The following is a 15,164-nucleotide window of genomic DNA, read 5'->3' as shown; positions in this document are numbered from 1 at the left end:
TTAGGTCGTCGGGTTGCCCCAGACGGCGTTGACGATCTCGGTCGCAGCACCCGCGACGAGAACGCCGACGAACGCCTTACCAGCCGTCGTCCAGTCGGTCTTGTCGAGAGCGATCATGCCGCCGATGACGACGATCGCGAGGATGCAGACGATGCGCAGGCCCCAGATGAGGAAGTTGAACATCGCGGTGCCCTGGGCCTGGGCATTCGCGAAGCCGCCTTGCGCGAGGACGGCTTCGGGGAGGAAGAGCAGGGCGGCCGCGATGACCGCCGAAATCAGGAACGACAGGGATTGCGTGGACTTCATGGTGGAGGCTCCGTAATGAGGAGGGTGGGGGGTAGGGTGTTGCTGGGTGCTAGTGCTCGGTACAAGCGATCAAGGTTCTTGTAATGCCGCTCCTCCTTGTGACGCGTGCCGATCAGCACCACGAACGAGGTGCTGAACTTCGGAAGGGCGCGGACTGAGAACCCGCGAGGACTCGCGACGATCACGAGCTGCGTGATCAGGTTGTCGCGGAGCATCGTCACGAGCTCCGATTCGAAGATCGTCCCGTCGCGACGCAGGAGGGAAACCGGCAGCTTGAGCTGCACGGTCTTGGTGGGGTTGGCCATGGTTCTCGGGCAATCCGTAAGCCTCGGTGCCGTCGAGTTTGGCAGGCTCCGGGCGGGTCTCGGCCCCGCTGTCACGGTCCCAGACGCTGCGTGTTTCGCGGTTCGAGCCAAAGACGTGGCTGGCGGGGAGCACTGGGGTTGGCGCAATACCCAGTGCCCGCATACGCGCAAAAAGGGCTTTTTCTACGTCTTCGGCGGACTCGCCGGCAGCGATTCTGGCGTTCGCTTCTGCAATTGCCTCGTCCACCGCGCGATCTACAGCACTGGTCTGCGCGGAAAGGCTGCCGCTGGAAAGGAGCGGGATCAGCAAGAAGAGGCTGGATAGAAGGCGCCGGGGGGCGGGGCCTTGGGGGGGTGTAAAAGTGTGCATTTGTGCAGTCTGGGGGGCTTCCATGTCACAGTCAAACGTAGGCGGGGGCTCCCACGTCGCTGCCGACCTGCGCATCCTCTCACAGTTTTCTAACGTTCAGGTGTAGGCCGAGGCCTTTTTCGCCTCTGAGCGTTCACGTTTGTCAAGTGCCGCAGCGCACAACTGTGCATCAAAGGATGTCACAGTTCGCATAATCGTTCTTATGTTGCGGCGCACCAAATACAAGAAAAGTAAAAATGGACATTTTGTAGGCCCGGCCGGCCGGCAAACTGGTGCACAAAGCCTGTTTTGGTGCGCAGGGCAATTACTGGAGCGCCGGGGCCTCGAGCACCGCCAGACGCCTTGATGCCAGCGGGCTGGGCGGCTCCGAGCCGATTGACCACCGAAGCGCCCTGGCGACTGCCTCCCTTCCGACGATCGTGGCTGCGTAGCGATCCGCCTCGAACTCTCGTGCCGGGCGAGTTGCCCAAAGAGCGAATGCGCCCAGGGCGCACAACAAGGCGCAATTGACGAGCACCCAGACAGGCGTGGGTGGATTCAGAATGGAGGAAGCGGCGTACAGCGCGGCGGCGACGAAAGCCGAACTCATTGCCGCGGTGTGGCCAAGGCGAATGTGCCCCAGCTCATGAGCCAGAACCGCTTGCCTAACGTCGACTGGTGCGGTGAGTAGGCTTCCATCGACCACAATCAGCGACGCGATCGCAATGGCCCCGCCGGACCTATCGGTGCCGTTGCACCTTCGGACGATGAGGCGGGGGGTGACTGCTTTTCGGCTTGCTTCACCGTCCAAACCGAGAACGACGCGCAGGTCTTCGTTTAGTTGCGACATGACACCGGTGGGGGGGCCGGGGGGGGGGGGGGCAGGACACACTACCAGCGACTGATCGGCCGGACTATGTGTAGTGGTGGGAGGCCGACTACGAGACTACCGAGCGAACTATGGCAACGAGAATTGCGAGCGGAGCGTAGAAGCCCCAGATGGAGAAGGACGAAATAGCCTCCATTTGAAGCCACCTGACGTCCTTCGATGGGCTAATGCAGTAGATGTCCTCGGTACGCAATGTGCCAGCGCAATGGCGACTCACAAACGTGTTGTACGAGTCCCTGAAACCTCGTTCGAGCCCGAGGTAGTAGACGTCGAGAATCAGGAATGCAGGTATCGGGACGAAGGCAATAAGAAGCAGCTCTTCATTCGGCTTGTCGGCGACGGCCACGATGACGGCACTGACAATGGTGATGCACCACGTCTTGCAAGCGGCGGAGTTGGCTGCCATCCGCTGGACCACAGACTGAAGCATCGTCAGGTGGGCCTGGACGGCTGACTCAGAGGGCTGCTGATCACTCATGCTCGCTTCTCTTGAATCGCTAGATCAATCCAGCGGCTCATGTTTTGGGCGATGGTGTTGTAAGCATCGACGCCTGGATCGTAGCAGCGAACCCGCTCCGACAAGCGCTGTCCGTTCCTCAACAGGACGCTCTCGAAGGGATTGGGGCCCTTCATGCATCGGCCTTGACGAGGGCAGTTGAGATTATGGATGTAGATGCCGAAAAGACCCCTACTCTCGTCCCACGCCTTGCGAATTTCGTAGTCAACCCATTTGCGTGTTGCGGTCTCTGAGCCAATGAGCACGACGACACAGCTTCGGTAATTCATTGCATCATCGATCCATCTCTGGATCGAAGCGTCGCCCGACCTCTTCACGCTCTCCCAATCGTTAGATGAGCAGGGGGCGTTTCCATCGATGGCGCCGATGTTTCGAATCTGCTGCACGCGAAATGCGTCGTTCGCATAGTGGAAGCTGTAGAAAACTTGGCGGCGAACTGTCGGAACGGCGAGTCGGCTGAGGATTGAGTTCATGGATGCGATTAGGTACTACAGGCGCGAAGCGCCGTCATTGAGGGCTTGAGCAATCTTCTCGATCTCATCCAGATCCAGGCCAATCCACGCGTAGTCGATGGCGTGTTGATCCGCGAAGCTAACGCTGGGATAGCGACCGCTCGCAACAGTGATCTTGAAGACGCCTCCGCGACCTCGAAACACCAAGACCTCGCGGAGGCCCTTATCGGTGCTCGTCTCGCCCGTCTCGCGAATCTTCTGTACTACTGATGTGATCTGCCCCGCCAGTCGCGTGGCCTCGCCCTTGGACAGCTCGATGCGAACGAAGTTGACCACGTGCTCGTCCGCGCCGTGCAGGCCAAGAAGCTTCCGCCCTCCCCTCTCCTCATAGGTGACCGATACGACCCCGGAGCTGTCGTGAATGCGGGCAATGTCCTCCTGATAAGCCCCTTGCGCCGTCGCCGAGGGGGAGGCCATGAACCCCATTAGCAGGGCGAACACTCGAGCAATCTTCATTCGACTCACCTGGTTGTGCAGTCTCAGAAGATCTGCCGGCAGATGCCGGACCAGCATTCGATCTTCATGGGGCCGCTCGGGCAGGCCGTTTCGTACACCTCACGGTCTCCCTCTTTGGACTCGAGCTTCAAGTCGGAGCTGCACGTGTATTGATTGGCGAAAGCGCGAGCGGCACCAAGGTAGCCGTCGCTACTCGTGACCACGGAGGCCGGCTTGGGCGCTGGCGCCGTTTGGTTGGGTGCCGGCACCGCGGAGGCTGCCGGCAACGGCGCATCAACGGACGTCGTCGCTTTGGCGGCCTCGAGCTTTGACTTCAGTTCATCTAGGGTGCGCTGGGTGTCAGCTGCAGATTGGCCATTCTGGATCGGCTGGACGTTCTTTTGGCCGTATGCGGTCTCGAACTCGTAGTAGAAGTCCGTCACCACGATCAGGTCGGAACCCATCCTTGCCATGTTGAAGCGGACCTGGACCAACGGGTTAGTTGAATACTGCGGGGTGGCGAGGGCGCGGAACATCAACGACCCCATGCTGTCGTCCATCGGCTTGGCGCAAACCAGCTGACTTTCGGTATTGACCGTCGGAGTTGCGCCGTTTCTGACGCAGCGCTGGATCATCTCAGCGCGGAATTCATCGGAGGTGACGCCACGGAACGTCGCGGTCGGTGGCACGTAGGCGACGCGAGGCGTCGAAGCACAGCCAGCGAGGGTCAGCAGAACGAGGATGACAGCAAAGCGCATGTGAACTCTTCCCTGTGAATGAGGACACCTGGCGGTGTTCGAGAGCCAGGTCCTTGGCATAGTCGACAGCACACGTCGCATAGGCTGCGACGCAGCCATCAAGGTACGCCGCTCGGTCCTACGCTGCAATCAGCGCGGATCGCCCACTTGATTCCATGGTTCCCGGGATGAGGCGGGCGGAATCGGTGGCATCGGCTCGGTTGACTCCCAAACCCATGACGGGATCTCTGACTCCGCAATGAGGCCTTCGAGCCTAGGTCGATAGTGTTCGTCGGCGTCCCTCGGGACGAGGTACATCGCCAGTGACCCCGCAACGTCCGTGAGTTGCAGCGTCGCCATGGGTGTCGATCGCGCCAAGTTGTAACGGAGGCCCTTCACGAAGCGACGGCCGCCCGCGACCAGTGCCGATGTGAGATCAGCGTCCTCGAAGCTATCCACGGGCAGGAAGTGCTTGTCGACCAACATCATCGCGACAGTGTCGGCGTTCAGTACCCCGCTCTCTGCCTGTTGGACGGTAGCGATGACCAAGATCTGCGACCCCTCGAGCGCCTGCGCCAGTTGCATCATCCCCGTGTAGCGCTTGGTAAGGGCTTCCCCTGCCTTCGCGCTGAGGTACAGGGGTTCCTGCTTACCGGGCATGTGCTTGAGCACCAGCTTCATGCCGAACTGCGATGGGGAGAGTTCCTTGAAAGGGGCAACGACGAGGAACAAGCTGTTCTTCTCGGGTCGCAGCTCGGCGAAACGCCGACGACGCTTCGCGTAAATCTCGTCGGCGTGGTCCACCGAGAAAGGCTCAGGGACGAAAAGGACGTCCGACAGGTTGCGGCGCTTTGCTTGCTTTCCTGCGGCCGCCTCGAGCAGGTACTTGTGAATCGTCCCCCAGCGACGTTTGCCCTCGAACGTCGGCTGCCAGCGGTTGAATCCCGCTTGCTCCCACAGGTAGTGGAGCGTCGCTTGCAGGCTCAGCTTCCCCTTTTCGACGACGACATCGCCCTCAGTCTTCTCCGTGCCGCTCGGTGCCGGCGGCGCTCTCCCTGCCACCTTGGAGAGAGGAAAGCCGAGCCGAAGTTCGGTGGTACCCTCCTCCGCGTTCTCCTTGATCGCGCTCCCCTCCACTTCGCCGCGGCCCGACAGCTCGGGCGGGGCCTCGTAGTGCTCGCACTCGGGATCGTGCTTTGCGCCGGTGTTCGGCATGCGCTTCACGATGATGGCTTCACCGATCTTCGCGAGGTAACACGGCGCCGGAGGGTCGGTGCACAGGCACTCGACACGCTGCTTCTTCGCATACGCTGCCTTCAGCGCGGACATGGCCGCGATAGGGTCCGTTGGTACGTCTTTGCTGTTGATCCGGTATCGCATCGGGGCGGCGGGCTCAGCAGTAGCGTTGGGGGGGGGCGAACGTCGTAATGACTAGGGCACTTGGGCTGCTAGCGCCTGCATCTCAGGCGTCACGGGGCGCCATTGGGGCTTAGCGACGACCGTCCTCTTGGCTCGGGGTTTGCGAGCGAAAGCTAAGGCCGTGTCGAGCACTTTCTCTACGAAGCCTCGATCATCGACAAGCTCAGCGATCTCGAACGTCACACGTTGCCACTGTGCGATCGGATTGAGCTGGGGATTGTAGTGCTCGATAACGATGATCGTCTTTGGATCGACTCCCTTGAAATGGGCGTTCATTGCATATGTGGACAGATCTTCGATGACGTTGGTGATGCTGGTCCCGGTCAGGTTGGTCTGGTGAAAAACAATCGCAGGCTGGCCGTTGATCTGGCCAAAGCAAATATTGCACTGCGAGGGTTGTCCGTGAATGCCGGCATAGTGATGGGTGTACATCTGTGTGCCCTCGTGATGACAGGAGAGTGGGACGGCGGAACGTCGTTCGGAGAAAGCTGTGCCCTACATGCGCCGCCACCACTTGACCTGCAGTGCCCATCGCGTGATCAGGTACAGCGCGAGCCCGCCGACGCCCAGCACGCCGAGGAAACCCAGCGCGTCCTTGGCTGTGAAATCTTGAATAAGGCCATTGAGCAAGAGCCCAGAGACGATGAGCCAAGCCACCCAGGCGAAAGCCAGCGTGCCGCTCAAGCGCTTGGCGCGAGCAATGTTCGACTTGAAGGCGTGGCAGCCCGCACAGACGACGGCGCCAGCCGGAACGGGGGTGTGGCAGAAGGGACAGGCTTCGGCTTGGGTGTTCATTGGTCGAATCGATGGTGGGTGAAGTGGCTAGTCAACCTGATCTCTTGGGACGCAACGCGGGCTAACCGTGCGCGAATTAGAGTGGGTTGCACGTTTCTGCGTTAGGGGCGCCCTTCGGGCCGACGCTCGGTCGGGGCCGATCGAGCCGCGAGGCGTCTCGACCCTTCGGGCCTGAGCGTCTTCGCCCTCCGCGTCGGCCGAGGCCGACGCTGCGCGCTCCGCTTGCCGGCCCTGCGGGACCACGCTGAGGGTCGGCTACTTCGTGCCGGCGGTGTCTCGGATGGCCGATGCGATATCGGACAAGCCGCTTCGAAGGGCATCGGCGAGTCGCGTGATCGCCTGGGCGATGACCCACATCGTTACAGCAAAGACAAACAAGCCAATGAGCGTGATCAACGCCATGTCGGGACTCCATGTCGGGGGTTTCCAGCTTACCGCCTGCCTCAGGGTTCGGAAGGCTGCGCCGGAAAGCCTGTTGCACTCGATTGGCAGGGATAGGCCAGATTTTCACCTACAAGTCGCGTAAGCCCCTGACGGTGCGACGTTTTTCATTGGTCTCTATGTCGTCGCCCGAGCTGGGCCGCTGGCTGCATGGCTTGTCCCCGCCGTCCACGGCCGGCGGTAGCCGCCGGCCGTGGACGGCGGTGGGCGGAGGTGGGCAAGCCAGGGATGGGGTCGCATCGAAGCGGTCTCACGCCGGCGAGGCCGGCGAGATCTTCGACGCGTTGCAGGGGACGCCGACGGCGTCGGATGCAGGGGTAGTGCCCTGCCCGCTTTGCGGGCGGACGTGGTCCTCAGGCCTGCGGGCGTTGCTTCGCGCCGCCCGCTGTTGGCCACCGCGTTCCTTCCGTGGTGCCGGGGCTGTTCTTGCTTGCTGGTGCCTTGCCGATCGGCCGATTCCCTAGCGCGGGCTCGCTCGCGTTCAAGGGTTCGCTGTCGCCGGCTTCGCCGCCCTTGATCGCTCGCTGATCCGCCCGCGCAGCGGGGGCCTTACGGCGACGGCACTCAGCGAAGCATGGCCCCTAACAGCACACCACGGAGGTTTGCGATGTCCCACTCAGCAGCAGGTAGCAAGAGCAACGGCCTCAGGCCCCAAGAGCCGGCTCGAGCATCTAGCAAAGCATGGGTGGAGCAGCGCGAAACCGTGTGGATGGTGCTGCTGGAAGGGGCTACGGCCGAGAGCCAGAGGCTCTTTCGGGTGAAAGCGGAATGCCCGGAAGAAGCGGGTTCCGTCGCCTTGGACAACGCCCGTCGAGGGTGTGCGTCCGATCCGTCGAAAGGGCCGTGGACGGTCCGTTCGATTCGCCGCTCCCACTGAAATGGAGAACCCCATGCGCCAGATCGCGTTCTACCAGCACATCCAGACCGGGGCCTTGAAAGGCTCGGTCATCAAGACCAGCCAGAAGCACGACGCCGACACGTGGCCGCGCGTCCTGGCCGACCTGTTCCTCGCGCAGTTCACCGGCGAGTGCATCACCAACACCCGCCAAGAGCGCATCCGCGTTTCCGGCCTTGCCCTTGAGCCGGTGGCCGCATGAGCACGACCCACCCCATCGCCCTGCCTGCGGGCTACGTGATGCGTCACCAGCATCGCGTGATCGCCAAGCCTGTCCGCGAAACCACCAAGCACGACGCCGAAATGCTGCGACTCGCCGTCACCGACTTCGGCTTCCTCCTCACCCGCAACCACCTGACGAGCCTCGCAACGTTCGCCGCACAGATCGAACTGCACTGCCGCCACCCGAAAGCCCGTCAAGTCGCGTCCTCCCTTCACCACCTCAGCGCTTAACCCCCCTTCCCATCTACGGAGAGTCCCCATGAACCGCATCACTACCCCGATCCGCACCCTCGTTCTCTCGTCCGCCAACGTCCGCAAGATCGCCCCGGACGCCGAAGCGATTTCCGCGCTGTCCGACAGCATTTGCGTGGTGGGCCTGATCAACCCGCTGACCGTCGAAGCCAACGACGATGGCACCTATGGCGTCGTCGCCGGTGGCCGTCGCCTTCGCGCCCTCCAACTCGCCGTGGAAGACGGCCGAATGGATGCCGAGGATGAAGTCGAATGCAACCTGATTTCCCGCGAAGCCGCTGCCGCACTCTCGCTCTCGGAGAACGTGCAGCGTGAGGGCATGCACCCGGCGGACGAGTTCGACGCCTTCGCCCGCCTCGTCGCCCAGGGAAAGACTCTCGATCAGATCGCCTGTGCGTTCGGTTGCACGCCGCGCGATGTGCAGCGCCGCTTGAAGCTGGCTGCCGTCGCCCCGGAAATCATGGCGCTCTACCGCGAGGGTGGCGAGAACGCCCCGTCCCTCGACGCGCTGATGGCGCTGGCCGGCACCGATGACCACGAACGCCAGAAGGCCCTGTGGTTCGATGTTCCCCGCTGGCAGCGCTCTCCTGACGCCATCCGTCGCGCACTGAGCGAAGCAAAGATCAACGCGACCCGTGATCGCCGCACGGCACTGGTGAGCGTCGCGGAGTACGAAGCGGCGGGCGGCGCGGTGGAACGCGACCTATTCAGCGATGCGGTCTACCTGATCGATCCGGCTCTGTTCGAACAGATGGTGATGGAAAAGCTCGAGGCCACGGCTGCCGAGGTGCAAGCCGAGGGGTGGGCGTGGGTGGATGTGGTGACCGATCGCGTCTATGAGCGTCTGAACGCGCTCGGCACGACCCAGCCGGTGTTGCGTGATCCCACCGAGGCGGAGGCCGCGCACGAAGCCGCGCTGGCCGCTGCGCTGGAGCAGGCGGAGGGCGTTCTGGAGGCCTTGGAGAACAGCGACGAAGACAGCGACAACGAGGCGTGGGACACGGCCTCGGCGGCAGTCGATGCGGCCCAGGACGCTCTCAGCGCGGCGATGGAAGCGCGACAGGACTTCACCCCGCAGCAGAAGGCCTACGGCGGTGCCATCGTCACTCTCGGCCATGACGGTGGGCTGGAGATTCGTCGCGGTCTGGTCCGGCGCGAAGATCGCCGCCCGCTTGACGCGGCGGCCCGCGAGCACGGCGGGGTGAGCGTGATGGGCGGGCGTGAGACGGCGGTGGCCGGTCGCAAGTCGGACGGGCTGAGCGAACGCGCCCTGCAGCAGTTGGCGGCGGCCGAAACGGCGGCCCTGCGCGCCGCGATGGTGGGCAATCCGCGCGTGGCCCTCGCCATGCTGCTCTCCCAGCTCACGCAGTCGGAGGTTGAGGGCGGGACGTGCAGCGTTCGCACGGGGACGGTGCCCTTCAACCCAGAGCTGGCCTCCCTCGACACGGACGAGAGCGAGGGCGAGGCTCTGGAGTCGCTGCTCGCGCTGGACACGCCCGCGCTGATCGAACGGATCGTCGCAACGGTTGCCAAGGTCACCACGGTCGACGTAAGCGCCAAGCGTGCCCTATCTCGCAACGAGACCGCGATGGCCGCGTTGGGCATCGACATGGCGCAGCACTTCACCCCGACGGCGGAATGGTTCGGCCTCATCAGCAAGGCGCAGATTCTGGCGGCGATCCAGTCCGCTAACCCGGCGGCGAAAGTCGCGGAGCTGGAAAAGCTCAAGAAGGGAGACCTGTGCGAGGTCGCTGCCCGCGAGTGCGCGGACTGGACGCCGGAGCAGCTGTACCGCTGTCCGATCCCGGTGGCGGACGAGGTTGAGGCGGAAGACGCCCCGGTGAAGCCGCGCCGCGCCCGCGCCGCGAAGAAGGGTACGGCCAAGTCCACCGCCAAGGTGAGCTCCAAGGTCAAGGGCAAGACGACCAAGGGTGCGAGCAAGGGCGCGAGCCAGCGTTGATCGCCCTGCCCCGGCTGCTTCGGCAGCCGGGGCCTACCCCGCAAGGAGCATTCCATGTTGATCCTCAACCGAAAGATCGGGCAGCGCGTCGTCATCGGCGGCGACACGGTTCTGGGCCTGATCCATGTTCAGGGCGGCACCGCTACGCTCGCCCTCTCCAGTCCCCTCGGCCAGTGGCAGGGCGGCTGCGAGACCGGGACGGTGCTCAGCCTCGCGCCGGGCGTCACCGCCGAGGTCCTGCAAGTGAAAGGGCAGTACGTCCGCCTCGGCATCAAGGCCCCGCCCGCCGTCCGCGTCGACCGTGAAGAAATCGCGCAGCTGCGCCTTGGTGGCTCGACCGACCCCCTCGATCGCACTCTCTGAGACCGCCCCAGGGCACCGTTTACGCTGGAAGGAGCACCCATGTACCTCACCCTCGAACATCCCGCGATTGACCTACCGCCTTTCGCGCTGGCCCGTGCCAAGGCGGCAGCGGAGCAATGTCTGGCGGCGGCAGGCCTGACCCTGTCCGAGTTGGCCACCGCGCTGAGCGCTGGCGAGACCCCCGAACCCGCCTTGGCGGCAAATGCCGCGGCCGTCGCCTCGCTGGCAGTGGCCGGAATTGACGGGACCGGTTTGTCCCTGGTGATCCGCGGGCCCGGCTCGGCACCCCCCGACGCGCCGTGATGAAATAGGCCTGCCCCGTCTGGCAGACAGGCGAAACGGCCCGGCTAACGCAGCGGCCGCCCCCCAAAGAACAAGGAGAGTCCCATGCTCATTCTCACGCGCCGCGTCGGCGAAACCCTCGTCATCGGTGACGAGATCACGGTCACCGTACTCGGGGTGAAGGGCAATCAAGTCCGCATCGGCATCAACGCGCCGAAGCATGTGGCCGTGCATCGCGAGGAGATCGCGAATCGCATCGCGGCCGGAGTTCTGCCCTCCTTCGCGAAAGACGCCAACGCCTTCCCAAGGGACTAACCCCATGCGCGACCTCGGCATGAAGCGGTCTTCCGAAGCAGGACGGGTGCGCCATCGGCGCGTGGATTGGGTCCTGTTCCTCTGCCCGTTGCTCCCGTTCCTCGTCGTCAGCCTGATCGGACAGCCTGTCTACCTCGGGGCGGGGATTGCGACCGCCTTCATGGCCGGGATCGGGTACCGAATCACCGGCAGCGCACTGATGCTCCGGCAGCTCTGGGCGGTGGTCATGCTGGTCTTGGCGGCCGTCCTGGGGCTGACCTTTGGCGTACCCCATGCCGGCCCGCTTGCCGTCCCGCTCGCGGCGGCGATCCCGTTCGTGGCGGCTGCAGGCGTAGGGATCAGCTTCGGCATCGTGGTGAAGCTTTTCGGGACCACGCCCCCCAAGGGGACGTCGCGAACGAGCGCACAGGTCCAAGCGTAATTGAACTCGACAGTAAACCCGGAGAGCCAGACCATGCACGACGATAAATTCGAGAGGCTTCACGAAGCCGACGGCGTGTTCGCAGACTGGGTGACGTCACCGCATTACCCCGGAAGCGGATACGCGATCGTGATGGATGAGGGCTACACGGTTCGCATCGCCATTAGCGCGTCGTACGACGGCAAGGTAAGCGCGACCTTCGCGGAGAAGCTGGGTGATCGATTCGGAATCCGCAACAACGATGAGGTGTCGTTGAACTTCGGGCGCAGCGAGATTTCCATTACGGATGAAGGTCACCTTGTCGCGATGGAGCCAACGCGCTACAAGCCGGGCTTGCCGTTCCGGCAGGGGTTTATCGTTGACTTGCCGCCGGCGTTTGTTCCCGCCGTCCGAATCGCGTTGGCCAAAGCGTTCGATGCGGCCGAGGCCGCGCTGCGGGCCGCCGCGGCAGCGGGATCGGAATGACGCAGAGCCCACCCATCCTCGCGCATCACGAGACCACCCCAGGCACCCACTGAAAGGACGCCCGATGATCGACCTCGCCCACCACTTCACCGCCATCGCCGCCGCAGAAAAACTACACGACCAGATTTTACGCGCGATCAGCGACCAAGAAACGATGTCTAACGAGTCGCGCGACGCTGAACCGCCAGCCGCCGCGCTTGCTGGGTCTGTCCATGACGTTTTCAACCAATTCAACAGCGTGTACCACGAAAACACGGCGCTTAGGGAGATCGCCCAAGGTCTTCTCGACAAGGGGTTGCATAAGGGTTACGCGATGCTCTTCTTCAATGCGAACGATCGCCTTTCTACCTCCGTGGCGCTGGTAGGAACTCGCCTTCGCGCCACACTGTCCAATGCTTCGCGCGTCATGCTGAATAGAGAATTGGAGACCGCCCGCGACGTCATTAAGTCAATCGAAGCCGCGCAGTCGGCTCTTCGGTCGGCACATGCCGTTTACGAGTCCATGGCGCAAGACGACAGAGGCACGTCACTCGCCATCGCCTTCCAGTAAGCGCTGCGAGACCACGTGCTGGGGCTGTAGCCTAACGTCGAGTGGTCGGAGCCCCGCATGGACGAACGCCTCATCCAATACGTCCGCCGGGAAAGCACAGGCGTCATCGAGCGGGTGAGCGCGCTGCTCGGCGGTAGCTACGGCGACGCCGTCGAGCTGCGCAACGCGATTTTTCAGGCGAGGGAAGAGGGGCAGGTCATGTTTCGCTGCCCCGCCTGCGGAGCGCCCGTGTGGATTCGCCACGGGCGCCACCGGGCGCCCGGCCCGCGCCAGGCCAACAGCCTGCACTTCGCGCACGCGCTAAACGCGGCTTGCCCGTTATCGATGGAGCGCGGCTGGCCGCCTGAGAAAATCGACGCTGCGCGGTATCACGACCAGCGCGAGAGTCAGGCCCACAAGCAGATGAAGCAGTGGGTGGCTGAGAGCCTGCAACACGACCCCTCGTTCACGGCCGTTGCCATCGAGAAGCGTTGGCGGCACGGCACCGATCCGAGGCAGTGGCGACAGCCCGATGTGTCGGCGGTCCATCGTAGCGGGAGGGTCGCGTTCGAGGTTCAGTTGAGCACGACGTTCCTCAAGGTAATGGCGGCTCGGCGTCACTTCTACCGGGAGCAGGGTGCGCTGCTGATGTGGATCGTGTCGGAGTTTGATCCATGGTTCAGTGCCGCGGCCTTCGATGACATCTTCTACCCCAACAACCGCAATCTGTTCGTCGTTGGCCCCCATACCGTTGCGGCATCGGCCGAGAACAAGGCCTTCATGGTGGAGGTGGTCTACAAGGTGGCGAAGGCGACCAGCAAGGGGTTGGTGGATCACGTTGGCCGCGAGCTGGTTCGATTCGACCAGCTCACGCAGGATCGGGTAAGGCAGCGAGTCTTCTACGTTGACGTGCAGGCGGCCAATGACGCTGCCATGTCTCATGCGAATCGGCAATCCAGCAGCTCGGTGCTGCGCGCCTACGCGGAGAGCGACGCCCAATCCCCAGCGGCATGGGCGGCGGTGGTGGCTCAATGCCAGCGCGACGGCATCCAGCTTCCGCCCGAGTGGCGGAAGGTGCACCCACTCGTCAAGACCATCGAACGCCTCATGGGCCGAGATGGCGATCGCACCTGGCAACACAAGACCCTTTCAGAACTCGGGCATCACCTCTATACGCGCTACCCCGAGCAGATGCTGATCTTCATCGCCGCGATCGAGGGCCTGCAGCTCGGGCCCGTCGTCGCAGAGGAACGGGCCGCTGACTCACTGCGTGAGAAGGTGCGTGCCGTCCTTGACGACGCTCGCTCAGGCGGCCGAGCCTTCTTGCCGCCGCTATGGGCCGTGGACGTCGCGCGGCTGCTGTGCCCCGAGATCCATGGCCCTTTGGAAAGACGGTTGCGGACGCTTCCGCGGTACCCCTGAGGCCTTTCATCCCCTGCGGTTGCAGCCGAGGAGCCGCGTAGTCGCCGAGCGCGAGCGTTCTCAAGGCCTCGCCGGGTCGGGCCATTAGGGTGCGCTGCTGCCTGACCGCATGGGGCCGAGGTCGACCGACGACTCGATGACGTGCTCGCCTCCCCCGAGTCGGTTCTGCCATGCCGTCCATCGTTGCGGCGCTCAGGCGCCGCGCAATGGCGTTGCCATCCTCCACTGCGTTCCGGCCTCCGGTGCGCGCCGCCTCCGGTCGCGCCGCTGCCTTGACGTCACGGCATCCCGCCTACGGAGGAGCGAACCATGCACGTCAGCGAAAACGGCCAGACCTATCACCTCACCCCCGATCCGGACGCGATCATCGTGACCGCCTTGCGCATCCTCGAGGGCCGGTTCCGTCCCGGCGAGGCCTTGAGCACGCCACAGTGCGCCGCGAACTTCGCGACGCTGCGCATCGGCAGCAGCCCGCGCGAGGAATTCCTGGTGGTCTTCCTCGACAACCGGCATCGCGTCCTTGCAGCCGAGGTGCTTTTTCAGGGCACGATCGACGGGGCACCCGTCTACCCGCGCGAAGTCGTGCGGCGCGCACTCGAACTCAACGCCGCGGCGGTAGTGTTGGCCCATAACCACCCGAGCGGCGTCCTCGAGCCCAGCTCAGCGGACCGGCTTCTCACCCAGCAGCTCAAGCAGGCCCTTGGCCTTGTCGATGTCCGGGTGCTGGACCACCTGGTGGTGGGTCCGGGCGGCCAGAAGGCCATCTCCTTCGCAGAACGCGGGCTTCTCTAGCCCGCGTGCCGCAGGGTCGCGATGCGTCGCGACCCTGAGGCTCAGGCCGTTGCCTGTATCAGGTAATGGCCTTCACGTGTACGAAGTTCGGTGTGCAGACGTAGTGCTTGCCGTTTCGGGTGGCTTCCCCCTCAAGCGGCAGCCAACCGTCACGCGGCCAGTGGCGCTCAAGAATGCCATTGCAAGTGCGCAAATGGCGATAGCTCCGAAGCTCCAGACGCTTCGCAGCCTCGACACTTTCCTTCTTCGTCGGCGAGGCGACCACGTCGGGATCGAAGGGGTCATGACGCCATTGCACCTCGTCACCCGGCTTCGCAGCGAAGCGCGGCGGATGCGCGAGGGTTGCCAAGACGTAGCGGATCGAGTCAGCCATCGGTTCGTTCCATGAATGCCAGATCCCGATTGTAGTGCCCTGCCCGCTTTGCGGGCGGTCGTGGTCTTCAGGCCTGCGGGCGTTGCTTCGCGCCGCCCGCTGTTGGCCACCGCGTTCCTTCCGTGGTGCCGGGGCTGTTGCTGCTTGCTGGTGCCTTGCCGATCGGCC

At 63.8% G+C, this 15,164-nt stretch carries 23 protein-coding genes; 11 read left to right on the top strand and 12 right to left on the bottom strand.

All coding sequences use genetic code 11. From position 1 onward, the window contains the following. From ACYVAK_RS14370 to ACYVAK_RS14320, 11 genes are all read right to left on the bottom strand, one after another. Positions 1-306: a TrbC/VirB2 family protein gene (locus ACYVAK_RS14370; protein WP_461062210.1), complete on the bottom strand. Its 306-nt coding sequence runs from the start codon at positions 304-306 to the stop codon at positions 1-3. Next, positions 303-611, bottom strand: a complete 309-nt coding sequence (locus tag ACYVAK_RS14365) for a hypothetical protein (RefSeq protein WP_461062208.1) — start codon at positions 609-611, stop codon at positions 303-305. The genes ACYVAK_RS14370 and ACYVAK_RS14365 overlap by 4 nt, the downstream gene beginning before the upstream one ends. A 674-nt stretch (positions 612-1,285) precedes the next feature. Beyond that, positions 1,286-1,810, bottom strand: a complete 525-nt coding sequence (locus tag ACYVAK_RS14360; protein ID WP_461062206.1) for a M48 family metalloprotease — start codon at positions 1,808-1,810, stop codon at positions 1,286-1,288. A gap of 88 nt (positions 1,811-1,898) precedes the next feature. Continuing rightward, the gene (locus tag ACYVAK_RS14355; protein WP_461062204.1) at positions 1,899-2,327 is read right to left on the bottom strand and encodes a hypothetical protein; all 429 of its coding nucleotides are present in this window, start codon (positions 2,325-2,327) and stop codon (positions 1,899-1,901) included. Further along, a complete protein-coding gene (locus tag ACYVAK_RS14350) occupies positions 2,324-2,839 on the bottom strand; it encodes a TIR domain-containing protein (protein ID WP_461062202.1) in 516 nt (171 codons plus the stop codon). The genes ACYVAK_RS14355 and ACYVAK_RS14350 overlap by 4 nt, the downstream gene beginning before the upstream one ends. A gap of 15 nt (positions 2,840-2,854) precedes the next feature. Further along, a complete protein-coding gene (locus ACYVAK_RS14345) occupies positions 2,855-3,334 on the bottom strand; it encodes a hypothetical protein (RefSeq protein WP_461062200.1) in 480 nt (159 codons plus the stop codon). Positions 3,335-3,357: 23 nt separating this feature from the next. Next, positions 3,358-4,071, bottom strand: a complete 714-nt coding sequence (locus tag ACYVAK_RS14340; RefSeq protein ID WP_461062198.1) for a hypothetical protein — start codon at positions 4,069-4,071, stop codon at positions 3,358-3,360. 129 nt (positions 4,072-4,200) lie between these two features. Next, complete coding sequence (locus tag ACYVAK_RS14335; protein WP_461062196.1) at positions 4,201-5,430, bottom strand: DUF1173 family protein; 1,230 nt, start codon at positions 5,428-5,430, stop codon at positions 4,201-4,203. 51 nt (positions 5,431-5,481) lie between these two features. Continuing rightward, a complete protein-coding gene (locus ACYVAK_RS14330; protein WP_461062194.1) occupies positions 5,482-5,901 on the bottom strand; it encodes a hypothetical protein in 420 nt (139 codons plus the stop codon). Positions 5,902-5,964: 63 nt separating this feature from the next. Beyond that, the gene (locus tag ACYVAK_RS14325; RefSeq protein ID WP_461062192.1) at positions 5,965-6,264 is read right to left on the bottom strand and encodes a hypothetical protein; all 300 of its coding nucleotides are present in this window, start codon (positions 6,262-6,264) and stop codon (positions 5,965-5,967) included. Between the two features lie 255 nt (positions 6,265-6,519). Next, positions 6,520-6,666 (bottom strand): hypothetical protein, encoded by a 147-nt coding sequence (locus ACYVAK_RS14320; RefSeq protein ID WP_461062190.1) that lies wholly within the window; start codon positions 6,664-6,666, stop codon positions 6,520-6,522. A gap of 929 nt (positions 6,667-7,595) precedes the next feature. Here ACYVAK_RS14320 and ACYVAK_RS14315 point away from each other — a divergent pair. From ACYVAK_RS14315 to ACYVAK_RS14265, 11 genes are all read left to right on the top strand, one after another. Beyond that, positions 7,596-7,802 (top strand): hypothetical protein, encoded by a 207-nt coding sequence (locus ACYVAK_RS14315; protein ID WP_461062188.1) that lies wholly within the window; start codon positions 7,596-7,598, stop codon positions 7,800-7,802. Continuing rightward, positions 7,799-8,053: a hypothetical protein gene (locus tag ACYVAK_RS14310; RefSeq protein ID WP_461062186.1), complete on the top strand. Its 255-nt coding sequence runs from the start codon at positions 7,799-7,801 to the stop codon at positions 8,051-8,053. Before ACYVAK_RS14315 ends, ACYVAK_RS14310 begins: the two co-directional genes overlap by 4 nt. Before the next feature lie 28 nt (positions 8,054-8,081). After that, complete coding sequence (locus ACYVAK_RS14305) at positions 8,082-10,034, top strand: ParB/RepB/Spo0J family partition protein (RefSeq protein ID WP_461062184.1); 1,953 nt, start codon at positions 8,082-8,084, stop codon at positions 10,032-10,034. Positions 10,035-10,088: 54 nt separating this feature from the next. Further along, positions 10,089-10,397, top strand: coding sequence for a carbon storage regulator (locus ACYVAK_RS14300; RefSeq protein ID WP_461062182.1), 309 nt, complete (start codon positions 10,089-10,091; stop codon positions 10,395-10,397). Between the two features lie 39 nt (positions 10,398-10,436). After that, the gene (locus ACYVAK_RS14295) at positions 10,437-10,700 is read left to right on the top strand and encodes a hypothetical protein (protein WP_461062180.1); all 264 of its coding nucleotides are present in this window, start codon (positions 10,437-10,439) and stop codon (positions 10,698-10,700) included. 84 nt (positions 10,701-10,784) lie between these two features. Then, the gene (csrA, locus tag ACYVAK_RS14290) at positions 10,785-10,994 is read left to right on the top strand and encodes a carbon storage regulator CsrA (protein ID WP_461062178.1); all 210 of its coding nucleotides are present in this window, start codon (positions 10,785-10,787) and stop codon (positions 10,992-10,994) included. A 4-nt stretch (positions 10,995-10,998) separates the two neighbouring features. Next, positions 10,999-11,415, top strand: coding sequence for a hypothetical protein (locus ACYVAK_RS14285; RefSeq protein ID WP_461062176.1), 417 nt, complete (start codon positions 10,999-11,001; stop codon positions 11,413-11,415). A gap of 33 nt (positions 11,416-11,448) precedes the next feature. Next, complete coding sequence (locus ACYVAK_RS14280; protein ID WP_461062174.1) at positions 11,449-11,880, top strand: hypothetical protein; 432 nt, start codon at positions 11,449-11,451, stop codon at positions 11,878-11,880. Between the two features lie 64 nt (positions 11,881-11,944). Continuing rightward, positions 11,945-12,430, top strand: a complete 486-nt coding sequence (locus ACYVAK_RS14275) for a hypothetical protein (RefSeq protein WP_461062172.1) — start codon at positions 11,945-11,947, stop codon at positions 12,428-12,430. Positions 12,431-12,487: 57 nt separating this feature from the next. Continuing rightward, a complete protein-coding gene (locus ACYVAK_RS14270) occupies positions 12,488-13,831 on the top strand; it encodes a DUF6035 family protein (RefSeq protein WP_461062170.1) in 1,344 nt (447 codons plus the stop codon). 309 nt (positions 13,832-14,140) lie between these two features. Next, entirely contained in the window at positions 14,141-14,623 is a 483-nt protein-coding gene (locus ACYVAK_RS14265; protein WP_461062168.1) for a JAB domain-containing protein, read from the top strand. A 58-nt stretch (positions 14,624-14,681) separates the two neighbouring features. Here the strand turns inward: ACYVAK_RS14265 and ACYVAK_RS14260 are convergent, their stop codons facing one another. Continuing rightward, positions 14,682-14,996 carry a hypothetical protein gene (locus ACYVAK_RS14260; RefSeq protein ID WP_461062166.1) on the bottom strand — a complete coding sequence of 105 codons (315 nt, stop codon included), beginning with the start codon at positions 14,994-14,996 and terminating at the stop codon, positions 14,682-14,684. Between the last annotated feature and the right edge of the window lie 168 nt (positions 14,997-15,164).

The sequence above is a fragment of the Silanimonas algicola genome, from assembly GCF_054777375.1.
Note: the sequence above shows the minus strand (reverse complement) of the source record. Positions and strands in the feature narration are given on the sequence as shown.